We start from the raw sequence: 18,264 nt of genomic DNA, 5'->3' as shown, positions 1-18,264 counted from the left end.
GGGCTTTTTTGTGAGTACGGGTTTACGCCGATGTCTTGCTCCGGTGATCGGCAAAAAACGCCTTGCCCTTACCGATCCGGTCGGAGGCCTTGGGCATGTTCGCCGACTGGGTGTCCTGGCCATCGACATACCAGTAGCAATGGCTGACCGCCCGGGTGATGCCGACATAGGCCAACCGCAAAATCTCGTCTTTTTGCGCGTTATCGTACGCTTCGTTGTCGCCAGCCTTGCCCAGGCCCGCCATGCGGTAGACCTGATTCTTGTAGGGCGAACTGGTCAGGTGCTGGCAGTCTCCCAGCAGAAACACCGCGTCGGCCTGAAGGCCTTTGGCGCTGTGATAGGTCAACTGCTTCAGTCGTCGTGACTCGTACGGCAAGCTAGAATCCACATTAACTACAGACTGAATATGCTCTTGTATCAATGACTTATCGCTGCTTTTTCGATAAAGCATCAAAATTGTATCGCCCTGTCTGTAGTGTTCCATCAACCGCTTGGCCAAGCCTTGATCATCCCGATCCAACACGTTGACCGGCAGCAGCGCTTTCGACTCGCCACTGGCCTTGGCCTTCTTGCCGGCGATGGCTGGCGCGGCGCGTACGATGTGTTCGGCGGCATCGATGATGTGTTGATGGCTGCGATAGTTGTCGCTGAGCATGACCTTGGTCGTGCTCGGCGAAGGAAACTCCTTGTTGAAGTCCATGAAATACGTCGGCGAACTGCCGCGCCATCCATAAATGGACTGCCAGTCATCGCCCACGCACAGCAGTGACGAACGCTGAGCGCCGCGCCCCACGTGCATGGCCGGGCCGCGACTGCGAATCTCGGCGAGACTGGCACGAATCCAGGAAACAATCTGCGGCGACACGTCCTGAAATTCGTCGATCATCAGGTGCGACAACGGTCGCAGCAGTTCATCGCTCAACAGCTTCTGGTTTTCCGGGGAATGCTCGCTGAACAAGGCGAACATGCGGTTGTAGGTCATCACCGGAGGCTTCTGATCCAGCAGATGATCTTCCAGGGCTCTCCAGAACAGGCTCAAGGCCTCGAAGAAAAACCGGTCCGGGTCGTCCTTGGCGAAGCTCATCTGGCCCACGGCATTCGGAACATCCAGGCCCAGGTTTTCGATAAACCCGGCCGCCGCGACAAAACAGTCCAGCAACGGCGCGGAACCGAGCTCGCCCTTGACCTTGTAATCGAACCCCGGCCCGGCGCTGGCATCGCCCGCAAGGGACGCCAAAACACGCTTTGAGGTTTCATAACTATCTAGCCATATCAAAGGCTTACGACAGAAAGCTTGAAACAGGGTTCGCTTTACCGCCCATTCCGCGCGAACGCTGAGCTTGGCATTCGGACGGCTGACCTGCGGGTTTTCCCGAGGATCGAAACCCAGCACGACCCACGCATCCAGGCTCGGGATATAGCCATGACAATGAAAGGTCGAGCCGTTGATATCAAACGACTGGCGATTGGGCTCGATGCCTTTGATGGGCCAGGCACCTGCGCGAAACCACAAATCTTCAATCAAGTCACACAACTCTTCATCACGTTTGGCGGCCAGCTCAGTCACGGCCATGCGTTTTTGCACGTCCGGGTGATCGCGCTCCAGCTCCTTGAGCTGCAAGGCATGACGCGACAACGGCTTGATCAGTTCGCGAAAGCGCTCATCACGCGTGTGCAGGTTGTGATAGCAGGCGTTGAGCTGCTGACGCTGGGCGTCGTTGATGCGCAAATCGAAAGGATTGCTATCGGCCTCCTCATCAGCGCCTTGCACACGGTTGCTGAGGTTTTCGAACGCTTGCAGCCGCTCGAAGCCCGGCAGGCTGCGCACCATGGGCAGGATTCGCGAATGGAAGGTGCGAACCAGGTCCCGCGCCTCCTTGAAACCGAGCGGCCGCCCCCAGAGCGCAAACATCTCGATCAGTTTGTTGATGAAGTCCTTGCGCGACTCCCGTGTAAAGGTCACGACGGTCATTGAGCTCAGCTCGAAGCCCAGATAGTGGGTCAGCAGCAAAATGCGCAGCACCAGGGTGGTCGACTTGCCCGCCCCCGCGCCGGCGATGACCGACGTCGATGGCGTGTCGCTGAAGATCATTTTCCACTGCGCGGCGCTGGGTTGAGCGTGCGGCGCGAGCAAACGAGCGACATCGGCCTTCATGCGCTTCTTCAGTTCGGCGCTCAACGGCAGGCGCCAGTCGTCGAACAGGTTGTCATCGACGTTGGGGGGCCGGTGTTCGGTGGAGCGCGAGTCACGAATCAGCAACACCTGCCGACCTTCCTCCAACCCTTCGAGCTTGCCTTCCTTATAGCCGTAATCTACCCCGGCGCTGTGACCGCTGCGAAAACCGTCGGCCTGGCCATGCAGCCATGACGCCCGATGTTGTGCACGCAGACGCGTCAGCCCGTGGCCAAAGAATCGGGCGGCCAGGCGCTTAAGCAGCGGCATCTCGGCCAAGGGACGAAGTTCAGGAGGAAGATCGGGGGTGTGTTGCGGCACGCGGGCTGACTCCAGGGTGTGAGGCTGTTGAGGGCTATGGTGTCTGCATTTGCCGTTCAGTTCTAGTGAAATGCTTACAGGTCATTGGCTTATGCGATGAAGTGAAGGCTGGATGAGAATGTTTCGAGGTGATTTGATATCAGTTTATTCGATTGTATTGAGGCATTTTTTACGCTTTTTATCGATCAGTGCCTGATAGATGATGCTCGCCATTCACCACCCCTTTCAGGAGACGATCATGCTCGAACTCAGACCCTTCAACTCCCTGGGCGGCGCCCACCATGGCTGGCTGGATGCTCATCACCACTTTTCGTTCGCCGAATACTACGACCCTGAACGCATGAACTGGGGCAACCTGCGGGTGTGGAACGACGACGTGATCGCCTCGGGTACCGGTTTCCCGAAACACCCGCACAGGGACATGGAAATCATCACGTATGTCCGTGAAGGTGCGATTACCCACGAAGACAACCTCGGTAACAAGGGCCGCACCGAAGCAGGCGATGTGCAGGTCATGAGCGCCGGCACCGGGATCGCTCACAGTGAGTACAACCTGGAGGCGACTGAAACCAAAATCTTCCAGATCTGGATCATCCCGAACGAAACAGGCCTGGCACCGTCCTGGGGCGCAAAACCGTTCCCTAAAGGCCAGCGCGAAGGCTTCGTGACCCTGGCCAGCGGCAAGGCCGGCGATGATCAAAGCCTACGGATCCGTGCGGATGCGCGTCTGGTCGCGGCAAACCTGAAGGCTGGCGAGTCTGCGGAGTATCGTCTGGACAATGGCCGCCGTGCTTACCTGGTTCCGGCGACGGGCGCGATTGAAGTCAATGGCTTGCGAGCACAAGCTCGAGATGGTGTTGCGGTGGCTGATGAGCAGGTGTTGCGCGTGACGGCCATTGAAGACAGTGAGATTGTTTTGGTGGACCTGGCTTGATTGGGTAAATGCCGGGCAAAAAAAGGGGCGACTGTCATAGTCGCCCCTTTTTTTGCTTCGGATTTGCGGTGTGTCTGATGCCGCCATCGCCGGCAAGCCGGCTCCTACAGGGCCAGCGCAATCCTTTGTAGGAGCTGGCTTGCCAGTGATGGGGCCCTCAACTATTTCGCAGAGATAGCGCCATCCACCAATGTTTGAGCTTCGGCAACCAACTGCTTCAGATGCTCGTCACTGACGAAACTCTCGGCGTAGATCTTGTAGATGTCTTCGGTACCCGACGGACGCGCCGCGAACCAGCCGTTTTCGGTCATGACTTTCAAACCGCCGATCGCCTGGTCATTACCCGGCGCGTGGCTGAGGATGCTCTGGATCGCTTCACCCGCAAGCTGGGTCGACGTGACCTGCTCCGGTGACAGCTTGCTCAGCAAGGCTTTCTGCTGCGGATTGGCCTTGGCATCGACCCGCACCGAGAACGGTTCGCCCAGTTCATCGGTCAACGCGCGATAGGCCTGGCTCGGGTCGCGACCGGTGCGGGCGGTCATTTCCGCGGCCAGCAGCGCCGGGATCAAACCGTCCTTGTCAGTGCTCCACACGCCACCGTCCTTGCGCAGGAACGAGGCGCCGGCGCTTTCTTCGCCGCCAAAACCCAGCGAGCCGTCAAACAGGCCGTCCGCAAACCATTTGAAACCGACCGGCACTTCGTACAAACGACGGCCCAAACGCTTGGCCACGCGATCGATCAAGCCACTGCTGACCACGGTTTTACCCACGGCGGCATCGGCGCGCCATTGCGGGCGGTTCTGGAACAGGTAGTCGATGGACACTGCCAGGTAGCTGTTCGGCGCGAGCAAACCACCGGACGGCGTCACGATGCCATGGCGATCGTGATCCGGATCGCAGGCGAACGCGACGTCAAAACGCTCTTTCAGGCCGATCAGGCCTTGCATGGCGTGGCTGGACGAAGGGTCCATGCGGATCTGGCCATCCCAGTCGACCGTCATGAAGCGGAAGGTCGGATCGACCTGCGTGTTCACCACGTCCAGATCCAGCTTGTAATGCTCGGCAATCGCCGACCAGTAACGCACCCCTGCTCCGCCCAGCGGATCGACGCCCAGACGCAGTTTGGCGTCGCGGATGGCGTCAAAGTCGATCACGTTGATCAGGTCGGCGACATAGGTGTTGAGGTAATCGTGACGGTGCGTAGTGCTGGCCTTCAGCGCCTGCTCGTAACTGATGCGCTTGACGCCGGCGAGCTTGTTGCCCAGCAGCTCGTTGGCCTTGGCTTCGATCCACTTGGTGATGTGGGTGTCGGCCGGGCCACCGTTGGTGGGGTTGTATTTATAGCCACCGCTTTGCGGCGGGTTATGGGACGGCGTGATGACGATACCGTCTGCCAGGCCCGAGGTGCGGCCACGGTTGTAACAGAGAATCGCGTGGGAAATCGCTGGTGTCGGGGTGTACTCGTCACCCTCGGCAATCATCACTGTCACGCCGTTGGCGGCCAGCACTTCGAGGGCGCTTGCGCCCGCCGGGGTGGACAGCGCGTGGGTGTCGATGCCGACGAACAGCGGACCATCGATGCCCTGGGCTTCGCGGTACAGGCAGATCGCCTGGCTGATCGCCAGAACGTGCCATTCGTTGAAACTCAAGTCGAACGAGCTACCTCGGTGCCCGGACGTGCCGAAAGCGACACGCTGGGTGGAGATCGCGGCATCGGGCTGGCCGGTGTAATAAGCCGTTACCAGTCGCGGGATGTCGACCAACAACTCTGCCGGTGCCGGTTTGCCCGCAAAAGGACTGAGTGTCATGCAAAACCTCTGAATAGAGTGGTTCAGGAATAGGGACGCAGTTTACTGGCAGTTTGACCGCAACGCGATGGGATCGATCCACGGACGCAAAGGATGTTTTGCGGACATGCTCAGTCTACCGATTCCAGGCGCAAGGCATCGCCGAGCAGACTCAGTGCAGCGGCCAGATCATGATCACCGCCAAAGCTATGACTGAGGCGCAAGTGCTGCGTGTGCAGGCCCTGCAAACTGAACAACTCGCCCGGTGCAATCACCACCTGATGCTTGAGCAGGCGCTGAAACACCCGCCGCACATCAACCTGACGCAGGGAGCGCACCCAAATCGTTGCCCCTCCCTGAGGCTCGACAAAATGCAAGGCGTCGCCCAGGCGTTCCTGCAACAACTGAGTCATCTGCACCTTGCGGTCCTTGAGCAACCTGCGCAGCACATGAAGGTGCTGGTCGATCCGTCCGTTACCGTACAAACGGGCGATGGCTTTCTGGCGAATCGGCGACAGGCGAAAGGCACGCAGTAAAAAGTGCCGCTGCAATTCGGCACTGAAATGCCGCGACAACAGAAAGCCGTAGGGCGCTTCCGGGCCGATGATTTTCTCGAACGTGGAAAACACGATCAGCCGGTCAGGGTCGAGCAGATCACGAAACCGCAAGCCGCCCGGTTCGAATTCGAGTTCGCCGTAGCAATCGTTTTCCAGCACCCAGCTGCCATGCTGTTCGAGGAGCTGCGCAATGGCTCGCCGATTGTCGTCAGTTGCGAGGCTACCTCGCGGCATGTTCAAAGCGGATGACAGCACGACCAACCGCACCGGGTGGGTCTCCAGCAGCTCCTTGAGCCGTTCGACATCTAGCCCGCCATCGGTTTGCAGAGGCAACTCAATCACCTGGACATCGGCGGCCTGGAGCAAGCGCAGAATCGCCCAGTCACACGGAGACTCAAGGATCACCGCGGCGTCTTTGAGGCTCAACACGGCGATCAGTATTTCCAGGACGCCGCGCAAGTCGGCGCCAATGTAAACGTCATCGGCATGCCAGCAGCGTATCGGCGTTGTGGTGTAACGCGCCGCCAGGGCGGTACGCAGTTCCAGTTCGCCGCAGGGCTGCGAAGGCGGTTGCGGCTGGCGCGGATACTGACGCAGCAGTTCCCGTTCCAGCAGCAATAACGGACTGTCGAGGGGCTGCAACAATGCTGGCTCATCGGCGCTCAACACCAGCATGCCCGGGCACCTGGCACTGAAATAAACGCTTTCGAGCAGGTCATTGTCATTGCCGGGCGCATTGATGGCGGACACCGGCAACGCGTAATAGCCGGACTTGGCGACTGAATACACGCGCCCTTCTTTCTCCAGCAACGAATACGCGTACTGAATCGTCGAGATCGACACGCTCAAACGATCCGCCAACTGACGCAACGACGGCAGGCGCACGCGCGTGTCGCTGACCGGTTCATTGATCAGGTGCGTCAGGTACCGGTACACCGCCTGATAAGCAAAGTCGGTCTCGCGTGGTCCTTTCAATGTCCCGCTGACCCTTCACCCGCCACCGCGGCATCATCGCCAAAGTTGGCGCCTTCCGATGGCAGGTCCACGCCATCAGCATCCGGGTCAGCCACCCTGCCCTCGGCCCCCGGCACAGGCCCCATCCGGTAAAGTGTGCCAAGCAGGCCGACGGGTAACCCGCTGACGTCGACCATCCATTGCAGAATCTGCTCCGACACCGGATTGCCCTGCATTGCCCGGTGCAAATCAGGCATCGCCACCAGCATTCCGGGATGACACTGACGCAGAAAGCGCTCAAGGGCAGCACCGTTTTCGACAAAGGGTGCAAAGAGCAGGCACACCAGCTGAGCCTCGTTCAGACCGAGGTTTTTTTGCGCCTCGGCCGCAGCCAGCCCACGCTGTTCGGACAGCCTTGCCGGGTTACCGAAGACCGCCACTGCCTGCTCGCACAAACGCTCCGGGAGTCGCTTGCGGCGCATCATCACCAACGCCCGTTGCAAGTATTCGGCGACACCCGCCTCATAGCTGCGACCGTGCACAAAGCACGCTTGCAGCCCCCGCACGTGTGCGGATATCGAAAGGCTGACGAATTCGTTGTCGCTGATCTGAGCTGCCAGTTCGTCAGGTTGAAAACCGAGAAACTCGGTGAGCAGCGGCCAGCGCTCTTCGAGGTTGCTGACCAGCATGTCTTGAATGTCGATGAACGTGGTACGGCGACAGGCCTCGAAGCGCTCGGCCGGCCGCCATGCCGCCTGCCCCTGTTCGGCATAAAACGCGCGATAGCAGTCACTGCCGATCTCATCGAGCAAGGCGAACAGTTCATCGAAGCCTGTTTCAACCGGACTGGATGTCTTGAGCCCGGCCTTGGCCGCCGCCCGCTTCAAGCCTTCGAGAAACTGCTTTTGCTGACGTGACGTGTCACTGCTGACCAAGGCATCGACGCCACCGTCCCAACGCGCGATCTGCCCATAGAACTCGCCGGTCGCCAGATAGCCGTCGTCCCACAGATCGATTGGCCCGTTCCAGGTTCGACGGTGGCCCACCATCAGCACATTGAGCCGATTGGCTTCTCGACCGGCATCCGAGATCGGTGCCGGGTGGCTGAACGGCAACACTTCGCGGTTATCCACCATCAATACTTCGACCCGTGGATCGTCGTAGAGAAACAACGAACTGTAGCTGCGATGGATGTTTTCCTGAGCCATCGAGCTGGCACCGTTCATGCGCAGGGAGGCCACGCGCAGCTGGAACGTGGCAGGCGCCCGGCCGGCAATGCTCAGTTGTGCGGCGCGCAGCAGCGCCAGGGTGTAGCAACTGTCCCGCGAGCCGGACTGGATCGCCAGCACCTTGTAATCGCCAATGCGCTCCATGCCCCCCGCGGCGACCACCAGACGCTGAATCATGAGTTGCAATGCCGTGCGTTCGGCCCGAGAGAAAAAACTCAGCAAGCGTTGCAGCATTTGCTGATAGACATAGTTCATCGCCTGGTCATGGATATGGGTCATCTTTATTTACCTGATGCTCGTAAGTTCAGTACTGCATAAACAGCGATATGCACTGCACAGCGGATTGTCTGACACGGATAAAGTGCTGGACATTATTGTCAAAGGCTAGCACTTATACTTTTGGTAATTATTTGAAATGGTTGATCGCCGACGCTGCATACGCCGAAGCCGGATGGCGCAAAAGCCCAGCACCACCGGCATCTGGCGACTTAACAGAACATCCTAGGAAATGTCCGACAACGTCCCACATATAGGTAGTACAAGAAATAAAGATAGAAGCCGCACATGTCTTTTTGAAAGCTGCGCAAAGAATTACTGTTGGTCGGATATCTATTAACGATGTGCGTTGAAAAGTATCAGCCTGACACCCAGACATGACTCATTCCTTGAGATGAAAGTAATCATTCAATTATCAAGGCTTAGATGCTGATTAGAAGATACAGATCGAGAGCAAAAACCAGTTCAGTTGCTGAACTGACCCATCGACAGATCGATGAGACGTCTCATGTTTTGCGAGGGGTAATAAAAAAGTCCGTGCAGGCACGGACTTTTTCAGGGGCTGTTACGCAGGTTCGATCTGAAGGGCGACCCGCTCGCGGCATGGGCATTCGTCCATGTAGCGGTGTGCTTCGACAAACTCGGAAAACGGGAAGACCCGAGTCTTGAGCGGCAACAGCACGCGATCGGCGGTCATCTGGTTGATGTCGCGCAAGGCCCGTTGCAGTGCGACCTGGTCCTGAATGATGCCCAACTCCGGCTTGCCGGTGAAATTGCCGATGCAGTGTACAAAGAACTGAATGTTCTTCTGGAACGCTGCGCAGGCCGGGAATGGCGTCTGGTTACCCCCTTGCAGGCCATACAGCACCAGGCTGCCGCGAGGCGCGAGCACATCGCCGAGCAGCGACATCTGCGGGCCACCCAGGCCATCGAACACCACATCGACACCGCGGTTATCGGTGATCTTGTTGATCCGCATGAGCAGATCTTCTTCCTCGGTGACGATGACTTTCTCGGCACCCAGCGACAGCAGGTATTCACGCTCTTCGGCCGTTTTCGTGGCGGCAATCACCCGTACACCCAAGGCTTTACCCAATTGGACGAATGAAGGCCCGGCACAGTGGCTCGCGTCAGTCACCAGGGCAAATTGCCCAGGCTTGACCCGTGCCAGATCGGCATAACCAAAGTAAGCAATCAACAGCGGCGTGTAATGCACCGCCGCTTCAATCGGGCTCAGCACGTCCGGATAACGGGTCAGTGCCGAGCGCGGCAGAACGATTTGCTCGCCATAGACAGGATAGTCGTTCGGACTTTCAGCCGGGAAACTGGCGACCTTGTCGCCAACCGCCAGGTCATCGACGCCATCGCCAACCGCCGTCACGACGCCGGACATTTCATGGCCAAGGCCTGAAGGCAAGCGAGCATGGGAGGACGCCAGGTTCTGGCGCCAGAGTATGTCGTACCAGCTGATGCCAATCGCCTCGACGCGCACCTGCACTTCGCCCGGTGCAGGGAGAGCGGCCGCATGCTCTTCGCATTTGAGCACCTCGGCTGGACCAAACTTGTGAAAACGGATCGTGCGGGACATCGCAAACCTCGTCAAAGAAACCTCTAATGCCCTGAACTCTATCTGGGCTTTCTACCCAAGACCATCAGTGGCTATTAATAGTCGACATGCCTGTCATTGATTCCGCAGCGCCGGCGACATCTTCAAATGTCGTAAGAAACCGAAGCAGCCTTTGTAGGAAAACTGAATTACTCGGTGCAGAGTAGCAGCCTTTCCCCGTAATATTCATGCCGGCCATTGTTCTCATATGGCTGCTCCCGTCAAGCTTGATGACTCTGCCAGGACTCCAGATGAATCGTAATGACCTGCGTCGTGTCGACCTGAACCTGTTGATCGTTTTCGAAACACTGATGCACGAACGCAGTGTGACCCGCGCTGCGGAGAAATTGTTCCTCGGCCAGCCGGCGATCAGTGCGGCGCTCTCGCGCCTGCGCGGGCTGTTCGATGATCCATTGTTCGTGCGAACCGGGCGCAGCATGGAACCGTCCGCGCGGGCGGTGGAGATCTTCGCCCTGCTCTCCCCGGCCCTGGATTCGATTTCAACGGCTGTCAGCCGCGCAGCAGAGTTCGACCCGGCGACCAGTACGGCGGTGTTCCGCATCGGCCTGTCGGACGATGTCGAGTTCGCTTTGTTACCGATGCTGCTCAAGCGTCTGCGCGCCGAATCGCCCGGGATTGTGCTGGTAGTCCGGCGGGCCAACTACATCCTGATGCCGAGCCTGCTGGCCTCGGGCGAGATTTCAATCGGCGTCAGCTACACCGCCGACCTGCCGGCCAACGCCAAGCGTAAAGTGCTGCGCCGCAGCATGCCCAAACTGTTGCGTGCCGATACAGTGCCGGGCCCGTTGAGCCTGGATGATTTCTGCGCCCGCCCCCATGCGCTGGTGTCGTTCGCCGGTGACTTGAGCGGCTTTATCGACGAGGAACTGGAAAAACTCGGACGCAAACGTCACGTGGTACTCGCGGTGCCGCAATTCAACGGACTCAGCACGCTCCTCAGCGGAACGGATATCGTTGCGACGGTGCCGGATTACACAGCTGACGCGTTGACGGCAGCAGGCGGTGTGCGGGCGGAAGATCCACCGTTGCCGGTGCGCAGCTTTGAATTGCACATGGCCTGGCGTGGGTCGCAGGACAATGATCCGGGTGAGCGCTGGTTGAGGTCGCGGATTCAGATGTTCTTCGGGGATCCGGATAGCCTGGTGTAACCGGGGCTATGTGATGCTGGACCATCAGTCCCTATCAAGGGACTCGGTCAGCTATAATTGCCAGACATCGATATCAGGACGCCGAATATGGAAAAGCTGAGTTTGCAGACCAAGAAAGCCTGGTTCGCCAAGCACCGTAAAGCCAACTTCGCAGCTAGCCTACGCTTGGAAGGCTTCGTGCCGTCTCCTGGCGACGGCGAGATCACCCTGCCCACTCGAGAGGCGGCTCTCAAAGCAGTCCGGAATGTCAAAGCTTGAGCGACAACAAGTACGGTACCGATCAAGCCCCGGATTGCTATCCGGATACGGACGTCCTGATAAATCTGCTTGACCTGCGTGATGCCGACGACCTCGAGGAAGCTGAACGCTACCTCAATGAGATTGCTTCGGCGCGGATGGAGTTCATCCCGCCTCCCTACAGCCTCGACACCTTGAAACAAGTGCACCGCACCTTGTTTGATGAAGTTTATGGCTGGGCTGGCGAAATCCGGACGCTAGGGATCAGCAAAGGCGCCACAAGGTTCTGTAGTCCCGAGTTTATTGAAACGGAAGTAGAAAAGGAGTTTTCAAGGATTGCCAAAACGGGTTGGTTCGAGGGATACCCCCGCGACCTGCTCGTCTCATCTATCGCCGAGTCCTACGGCACCCTGAACGTTGCGTATCCCTTCAGAGAAGGTAATGGCCGGACCCAACGCTTCCTGTTCGAATGCATCATCTTCAATGCTGGCTATTCGATTGATTGGGGGATGGCTGATCGTCAGGAATGGATCGACGCGTGTATTGCCTCTTACTTTGGTGATGACAAGCCGCTGGCCACGATATTCGACCGATGCATCGGATCGGAAATTGAAGAGGTGGACTTTTAAGATCGGTGTAAAAAGGAGCGCTCTTTCTCAACGCCTTGTCGTTTGTGCTCACAACGATCCGGACAGTCTGGCTTGGTTCTGATTTTTGTTGGGGCTGATGGCCTCTTCGCGGGCAAGCCTCGCTCCTACAGGCGGTTGCGTATTCCTGTAGGAGCGAGCGGTGCGGCGATCCGACTTGCCCGCGAAGGGAGCGACTCGGTCTCACGCCGATTCCTTGCATTCCCCGCAACACAGAATTGCCGTCAAACACATTGATCGCGCTCCAACCCGAGGTGCATGCTAGAGGGCTCGCCCGGCGCTTATATCATTCCGAATGATAGTTACCTTCGCTTCATTCGATTCGTGCGATACCACCCCCGCCGAGCATCATCCGCCCATCTCAATACATTGGCGGATGCATCCATGGAACAGTCACTCAAACATTTGCGCTTCCCGTTGGCCCTGCTGGCCGTAGTGGTGATGAGCGCTTGCGGCAAGGCTCCGGAGTCTGCCGCGACCATGCCTGCGGCGAAAGTCAGCGTCGCCAAGGTGCTGGAACAACCGGTCAATGAGTGGGACGAATTTACCGGGCGCCTTGAAGCGCCGGAAACGGTAGAGATTCGTCCACGGGTCTCCGGTCAGATCGATGACGTTGCCTTCACCGAAGGCGCGCTGGTCAAGAAAGGCGACTTGCTGTTCCAGATCGACCCGCGTCCCTTCCAGGCCGAGGTCCGCCGTCTCGAAGCGCTGGTCGCTCAGTCGCGCGCCAATGCGACCCGCAGCGAAAACGAAGCCCAGCGCGGTGAGCGTCTGCGTACCAGCAACGCGATTTCCGCCGAGCTGGCCGATTCGCGCACGAGTGCCGCACAAGAAGCCCGCGCTGCGGTCGGTGCCCTCCAGGCACAACTGGACCTGGCGAAACTGAACCTGAGCTTCACCCGCGTCACCGCACCGATCAGCGGCCGTGTCAGCCGTGCCGAAATCACCGCCGGCAACCTGGTGACCGCCGATACCACCGCGCTGACCAGCGTCGTGTCCACCGACAAGGTCTACGCCTACTTCGACGCTGACGAGCGTGTGTTCCTCAAATACACCCAACTCGCTCGCCAGGGCAAACGTGGTGCAACCACTCCGGTTTACCTCGGCCTGTCCAACGAAGACGGCAACCCGCACCAGGGCGTGATGAACTTCGTCGACAACCAGGTCAACCCGAAAACCGGCACCATCCGTGGCCGCGCCGTGTTCGACAACAGCGACGGCGCTTACACCCCGGGCCTTTATGCGCGTCTGAAACTGGTCGGCAGCGGCACCTACTCCGCCGTGTTGATCAACGATGAAGCGGTCGGTACCGACCTCGGTAAAAAGTTCGTGCTGGTGATGGATGCCGACAACAAAACCGCCTACCGCGCGGTTGAGCTGGGTCCGAAAATCGAAGGGCTGCGCATCGTGCGCAACGGCCTGAACAAGGACGACACGATCATCGTCAAGGGCCTGCAACGGGTACGTCCCGGTTCGCCAGTCACCCCTGAAGTGATCCCGATGGCCAGCGAGCAAACCCTCGCGGCACTCGCACAACAACGACAAGCGCTGGAAGCCAGCAACCTGCCCCAAGTCGCACCTGCCAAGGTCGCGCCGGGTTCGGTTGTGAAACTGGCTGCTGCAACCCCACGCGGTTAAGGGATAACGACTCCGATGAATTTTTCCCAATTCTTCATTTCACGGCCGATCTTTGCAGCGGTACTGTCGCTGCTGATCCTGATCGCCGGTGCCATCTCGCTGTTCCAGTTGCCGATCAGCGAATACCCGGAAGTCGTGCCGCCGACCGTTGTGGTCCGTGCCAACTTCCCAGGTGCCAACCCAAAAGTCATCGGTGAAACCGTGGCCGCTCCTCTGGAGCAAGCCATCACCGGCGTCGAGAACATGTTGTACATGTCCTCGCAGTCCACCGCTGACGGCAAGATCACCCTGACCATCACCTTCGCGCTGGGCACTGACCTGGACAACGCCCAGGTGCAGGTACAGAACCGCGTGACCCGGACCGAGCCGAAACTTCCAGAAGAAGTGACGCGCATCGGTATCACCGTGGACAAGGCATCGCCCGACCTGACCATGGTCGTGCACTTGACCTCGCCGGACAAACGCTACGACATGCTCTACCTGTCCAACTACGCCTTGCTCAACATCAAGGATGAGCTGGCGCGTCTGGGCGGTGTCGGTGACGTGCAGCTGTTTGGTATGGGCGACTACTCGTTGCGGGTATGGCTCGATCCGAACAAAACCGCTTCGCGCAATCTGACCGCGACCGATGTGGTAACCGCGATCCGCGAACAAAACCGTCAAGTCGCTGCCGGTGCCTTGGGTGCCCCGCCTGCGCCGAATGCCACCGCGTTCCAGCTGTCGGTCAACACTCAGGGTCGTCTGGTTTCCGAAGAAGAGTTCGAGAACATCATCATTCGCTCCGGCGACAACGGTGAAATCACCCGTCTGAAAGACATCGCGCGCGTCGAGCTGGGTTCCAGCCAATACGCCCTGCGTTCCTTGCTGAACAACCAGCCGGCGGTGGCGATCCCGATCTTCCAGCGCCCTGGCTCCAACGCGATCCAGATTTCCAACGACGTTCGGGAGAAAATGGCCGAGCTGAAGAAGAACTTCCCGGAAGGCATGGACTTCAGCATCGTTTATGACCCGACGATCTTCGTGCGCGGTTCCATCGAAGCGGTGGTTCACACCCTTTTCGAAGCACTGATCCTCGTGGTTCTGGTCGTGATCCTGTTCCTGCAAACCTGGCGTGCCTCGATCATTCCGCTGGTGGCGGTGCCGGTTTCGCTGATCGGTACGTTTGCGGTGATGCACCTGTTCGGCTTCTCGCTGAACGCCTTGTCACTGTTCGGCCTGGTATTGGCCATCGGTATCGTGGTGGACGACGCCATCGTGGTGGTGGAGAACGTGGAAAGGCACATCGAGCTGGGAGAAACGCCCGTAGAAGCCACCAAGAAAGCCATGCGAGAGGTGACCGGGCCGATCATCGCGACGGCGCTGGTGCTGTGTGCGGTATTTATCCCGGCGGCGTTCATTTCCGGACTCACCGGCCAGTTCTACAAACAGTTTGCCCTGACCATTGCCATCTCGACCGTGATCTCGGCGTTCAACTCGCTGACACTGTCCCCTGCACTGGCCGCCGTGCTGCTCAAGAGCCACAGTGCGCCGAAAGATCGCTTTACCAAAGTGCTCGATAAACTATTGGGCGGCTGGCTGTTCCGTCCGTTCAACCGGTTCTTCGAACGCGCCAGCCATGGCTATGTCGGCACCGTAGCCCGGGTTATCCGCAGCAGCGGTATTGCCCTGCTGTTGTACGCAGGCCTGATGGTGCTGACCTTCTTCGGTTTCGCCCACACCCCGACCGGTTTCGTACCCGGCCAGGACAAGCAATACCTGGTGGCTTTCGCGCAACTGCCGGACGCTTCCAGCCTGGACCGTACCGAAGACGTGATCAAACGCATGTCCGACCTGGCCCTGAAACAGCCTGGCGTAGAAAGTGCGGTAGCGTTCCCGGGCCTGTCCATCAACGGTTTCACCAACAGCCCTAACGCCGGCATCGTGTTCGTGACCCTGAAACCGTTCGACGAGCGTAAAGACCCGAGCATGTCCGCCGGTGCGATTGCCGGTGCATTGAACGGCCAGTTCGCCGGGATTCAGGAAGCCTACATGGCGATCTTCCCGCCGCCGCCGGTACAAGGCCTTGGCACCATCGGTGGTTTCCGCCTGCAGATCGAAGACCGGGGCAACCTGGGCTACGACGAGCTGTACAAAGAAACCATGAACATCATCACCAAGAGCCACGGCGTGCCGGAACTGGCAGGCCTGTTCACCAGCTACACGGTGAACGTGCCGCAAGTCGATGCCGCCATCGACCGGGAAAAAGCCAAGACTCATGGCGTGGCCGTCAGCGACATCTTCGACACCCTGCAGATCTACCTGGGTTCGCTGTATGCCAACGACTTCAACCGCTTCGGCCGCACTTATCAGGTCAACGTCCAGGCCGAGCAGCAGTTCCGCCTCGAACCGGACCAGATCGGTCAGCTGAAAGTGCGTAACAACAAAGGCGAGATGATCCCGCTGGCGACCTTCATCAAGGTCAGCGACACCTCGGGCCCGGACCGCGTCATGCACTACAACGGCTTCATCACCGCTGAAATCAACGGTGCGGCAGCCCCAGGCTACAGCTCCGGCCAGGCCGAACAAGCCATCGAGAAACTGCTCAAGGAAGAACTTCCGAACGGCATGACCTACGAATGGACCGACCTGACCTACCAGCAGATTCTGTCCGGCAACACCGCACTGTTCGTGTTCCCGCTCTGCGTATTGCTGGCGTTCCTGGTACTCGCAGCACAGTACGAAAGCTGGAGCCTGCCACTGGCGGTAATCCTGATCGTACCGATGACCCTGCTGTCAGCCATCACCGGTGTGATTGCTTCGGGAGGCGACAACAACATCTTCACCCAGATCGGCTTGATCGTACTGGTGGGACTTGCCTGCAAGAACGCGATTCTGATCGTCGAGTTTGCCAAGGACAAACAGGAAGAAGGCATGAACCCGCTGGCTGCGGTGCTTGAAGCTTGCCGCCTGCGTCTGCGGCCGATCCTGATGACCTCCTTCGCGTTCATCATGGGTGTGGTGCCACTGGTGTTCTCCAGCGGTGCCGGTGCCGAAATGCGTCACGCCATGGGTGTGGCGGTGTTCTCCGGGATGCTCGGGGTGACCTTCTTCGGTCTGTTGCTGACGCCAGTGTTCTACGTGTTGATCCGTAATTTCGTGGAACGCGGCGAGCAGCGCAAAGCGGCCAAAGCCCTGAAACTGGAGGCGCAACAATGAGCCTGAAAGCCTTCCTGCCGAGCCTGCTGGTACTGGCCCTGAGTGCCTGTGCCGTCGGCCCGGACTACAAGACCCCGGCCACCGAACCGGCGAACATCACCACCGCCACCGATGGCGCTGCCGGTCAGAAAAACTTCGACCGCTCGCGTTTCGAAGGCATCTGGTGGCAGCAGTTTGAAGACCCGACCCTCAACCAGTTGGTGACTCAATCGCTGCAAGGCAACCGTGACTTGCGCGTCGCCTTCGCTCGCTGGAAGTCGGCCCGGGCGATCCGCGATGACGCCAGCAATGACGCCATGCCGACCATCACCAGCCGCGTCAGCAGCGATCTGGGCAAAGGCCAGATTCCGGGGCAGACCACCAAGCGGGTCAATAGCGAACGCTATGACCTGGGTCTGGACATGGCCTGGGAACTGGACCTGTTCGGTCGCATCCAGCGCAACCTGGAATCCAGCGAGGCCGAGCAGCAAGCGGCCGAAGCCGATCTGTACCAACTGCAAGTCACCATGATTGCCGAACTGGTGGACGCCTACGGTCAGCTGCGCGGTGCGCAACTGCGGGAAAAAATTGCCCTGGCCAACCTGAACAACCAGCAGGAGTCGCGCAAGATCACCGAAAGCCTGCGCGATGCCGGCGTCGGTGATCAGCTCGATGTGGTCCGCGCCGACGCACGCCTGGCGTCTGTCGAAGCCAGCGTGCCGCAATTGCAGGCCGAACAGGTTCGGCAGAAAAACCGTATCGCCACCTTGTTGGGTGAACGTCCGGACAAACTGACCGTCGACTTGAGCCCGAAAGACTTGCCGGCGATTGCCAAGGCGCTGCCGATCGGTGATCCGGGCGAACTGCTGCAACGTCGTCCGGACGTTCTCAGCGCCGAGCGCAAACTGGCTTCGGCCACGGCGCGTATCGGCGTGGCCAAGGCGGATCTGTTCCCGCGGGTCAGCCTCAGCGGCTTCCTCGGCTGGACCGCCGGACGTGGTTCGCAGATCGGATCCTCGGCGGCCAACGCCTGGGCACTTGGCCCAAGCATTACCTGGGCCGCATTCGACCTGGGCAGCGTGCGCGCTCGTTTGCGCGGCGCCGATGCCGATGCCGAAGGCGCTCTGGCGACTTACGAACAGCAAGTGTTGCTGGCCCTGGAAGAATCGGAAAACGCCTTCAGTGATTACGGCAAACGCCAGCAACGTCTGATTTCGCTGATTCGTCAGAGTGAGTCAAGCCGCGCGGCAGCCGACCTCGCTGAAATTCGCTACCGCGAAGGCACGGCGGACTTCCTTGTCCTGCTCGATGCCCAACGCGAACGTCTGGCGGCGGAAGACACTCAGGCCCAGGCCGAAGTCGATCTGTATCGCGGCATCGTCGCGATTTACAAGGCCCTGGGTGGCGGTTGGCAACCAGAGACGGTCGCCAGCAAGTAACACGTTATAGAGCTCTTTTGGCTGGTCGCAACCAACCAATTTTTTAGCCCTGCGCCTCATTCGGTCGCGGGGCTTTTTTTTGGTATTGAGGATTACATCATTTTCAGCCTCAACACGGCCCAT

The 18,264-nt window shown here is 59.1% G+C and carries 12 protein-coding genes; 7 read left to right on the top strand and 5 right to left on the bottom strand.

Annotation, left to right across the window (positions count from 1 at the left end):
- Positions 1-22 precede the first annotated feature (22 nt).
- Positions 23-2,494, bottom strand: a complete 2,472-nt coding sequence (locus IB254_RS02960) for a UvrD-helicase domain-containing protein (RefSeq protein WP_192416334.1) — start codon at positions 2,492-2,494, stop codon at positions 23-25.
- A 238-nt stretch (positions 2,495-2,732) separates the two neighbouring features.
- Here IB254_RS02960 and IB254_RS02955 point away from each other — a divergent pair, with 238 nt between their 5' ends.
- Positions 2,733-3,428 (top strand): pirin family protein, encoded by a 696-nt coding sequence (locus IB254_RS02955; protein ID WP_192416333.1) that lies wholly within the window; start codon positions 2,733-2,735, stop codon positions 3,426-3,428.
- 161 nt (positions 3,429-3,589) lie between these two features.
- Here the strand turns inward: IB254_RS02955 and pgm are convergent, their stop codons facing one another.
- The 4 genes from pgm to IB254_RS02935 form a co-directional block, all read right to left on the bottom strand.
- Positions 3,590-5,236: a phosphoglucomutase (alpha-D-glucose-1,6-bisphosphate-dependent) gene (gene pgm / locus IB254_RS02950; protein WP_192416332.1), complete on the bottom strand. Its 1,647-nt coding sequence runs from the start codon at positions 5,234-5,236 to the stop codon at positions 3,590-3,592.
- Between the two features lie 110 nt (positions 5,237-5,346).
- On the bottom strand, positions 5,347-6,747 hold the full coding sequence (locus tag IB254_RS02945; protein WP_192416331.1) for a PLP-dependent aminotransferase family protein: 1,401 nt from the start codon (positions 6,745-6,747) through the stop codon (positions 5,347-5,349).
- A complete protein-coding gene (locus IB254_RS02940) occupies positions 6,744-8,234 on the bottom strand; it encodes a hypothetical protein (protein WP_192416330.1) in 1,491 nt (496 codons plus the stop codon). The genes IB254_RS02945 and IB254_RS02940 overlap by 4 nt, the downstream gene beginning before the upstream one ends.
- A 562-nt stretch (positions 8,235-8,796) precedes the next feature.
- Positions 8,797-9,819, bottom strand: coding sequence for a zinc-dependent alcohol dehydrogenase family protein (locus tag IB254_RS02935; RefSeq protein ID WP_192416329.1), 1,023 nt, complete (start codon positions 9,817-9,819; stop codon positions 8,797-8,799).
- Between the two features lie 269 nt (positions 9,820-10,088).
- Here IB254_RS02935 and IB254_RS02930 point away from each other — a divergent pair, with 269 nt between their 5' ends.
- The 6 genes from IB254_RS02930 to IB254_RS02905 all read left to right on the top strand — a co-directional run bounded on the left by IB254_RS02930 (position 10,089) and on the right by IB254_RS02905 (position 18,141).
- Positions 10,089-11,006, top strand: coding sequence for a LysR family transcriptional regulator (locus tag IB254_RS02930; RefSeq protein WP_225602231.1), 918 nt, complete (start codon positions 10,089-10,091; stop codon positions 11,004-11,006).
- An 87-nt stretch (positions 11,007-11,093) separates the two neighbouring features.
- On the top strand, positions 11,094-11,264 hold the full coding sequence (locus IB254_RS02925; protein WP_192416328.1) for a YhfG family protein: 171 nt from the start codon (positions 11,094-11,096) through the stop codon (positions 11,262-11,264).
- On the top strand, positions 11,261-11,872 hold the full coding sequence (locus IB254_RS02920) for a Fic/DOC family protein (protein ID WP_192416327.1): 612 nt from the start codon (positions 11,261-11,263) through the stop codon (positions 11,870-11,872). Before IB254_RS02925 ends, IB254_RS02920 begins: the two co-directional genes overlap by 4 nt.
- A 402-nt stretch (positions 11,873-12,274) precedes the next feature.
- Complete coding sequence (mexE, locus tag IB254_RS02915; RefSeq protein ID WP_008026285.1) at positions 12,275-13,528, top strand: multidrug efflux RND transporter periplasmic adaptor subunit MexE; 1,254 nt, start codon at positions 12,275-12,277, stop codon at positions 13,526-13,528.
- A gap of 15 nt (positions 13,529-13,543) precedes the next feature.
- Complete coding sequence (locus IB254_RS02910; protein ID WP_192416326.1) at positions 13,544-16,723, top strand: efflux RND transporter permease subunit; 3,180 nt, start codon at positions 13,544-13,546, stop codon at positions 16,721-16,723.
- Positions 16,720-18,141: an efflux transporter outer membrane subunit gene (locus tag IB254_RS02905; protein ID WP_192416325.1), complete on the top strand. Its 1,422-nt coding sequence runs from the start codon at positions 16,720-16,722 to the stop codon at positions 18,139-18,141. Before IB254_RS02910 ends, IB254_RS02905 begins: the two co-directional genes overlap by 4 nt.
- Positions 18,142-18,264: the final 123 nt, after the last annotated feature.

The organism is Pseudomonas sp. PDM03 (assembly GCF_014852385.1).
Taxonomy (GTDB): domain Bacteria; phylum Pseudomonadota; class Gammaproteobacteria; order Pseudomonadales; family Pseudomonadaceae; genus Aquipseudomonas; species Aquipseudomonas migulae.
Note: the sequence above shows the minus strand (reverse complement) of the source record. Positions and strands in the feature narration are given on the sequence as shown.

Bases quoted from the DNA above. Each gene is read 5' to 3' on its own strand.
- IB254_RS02905 (WP_192416325.1), top strand. From the start codon at position 16,720: ATGAGCCTGAAAGCCTTCCTGCCGAGCCTGCTGGTACTGGCCCTGAGT.
- mexE (WP_008026285.1), top strand. From the start codon at position 12,275: ATGGAACAGTCACTCAAACATTTGCGCTTCCCGTTGGCCCTGCTGGCC.
- IB254_RS02925 (WP_192416328.1), top strand. From the start codon at position 11,094: ATGGAAAAGCTGAGTTTGCAGACCAAGAAAGCCTGGTTCGCCAAGCAC.
- IB254_RS02930 (WP_225602231.1), top strand. From the start codon at position 10,089: ATGAATCGTAATGACCTGCGTCGTGTCGACCTGAACCTGTTGATCGTT.
- pgm (WP_192416332.1), bottom strand. From the start codon at position 5,236: ATGACACTCAGTCCTTTTGCGGGCAAACCGGCACCGGCAGAGTTGTTG.
- IB254_RS02935 (WP_192416329.1), bottom strand. From the start codon at position 9,819: ATGTCCCGCACGATCCGTTTTCACAAGTTTGGTCCAGCCGAGGTGCTC.
- IB254_RS02940 (WP_192416330.1), bottom strand. From the start codon at position 8,234: ATGACCCATATCCATGACCAGGCGATGAACTATGTCTATCAGCAAATG.
- IB254_RS02910 (WP_192416326.1), top strand. From the start codon at position 13,544: ATGAATTTTTCCCAATTCTTCATTTCACGGCCGATCTTTGCAGCGGTA.
- IB254_RS02955 (WP_192416333.1), top strand. From the start codon at position 2,733: ATGCTCGAACTCAGACCCTTCAACTCCCTGGGCGGCGCCCACCATGGC.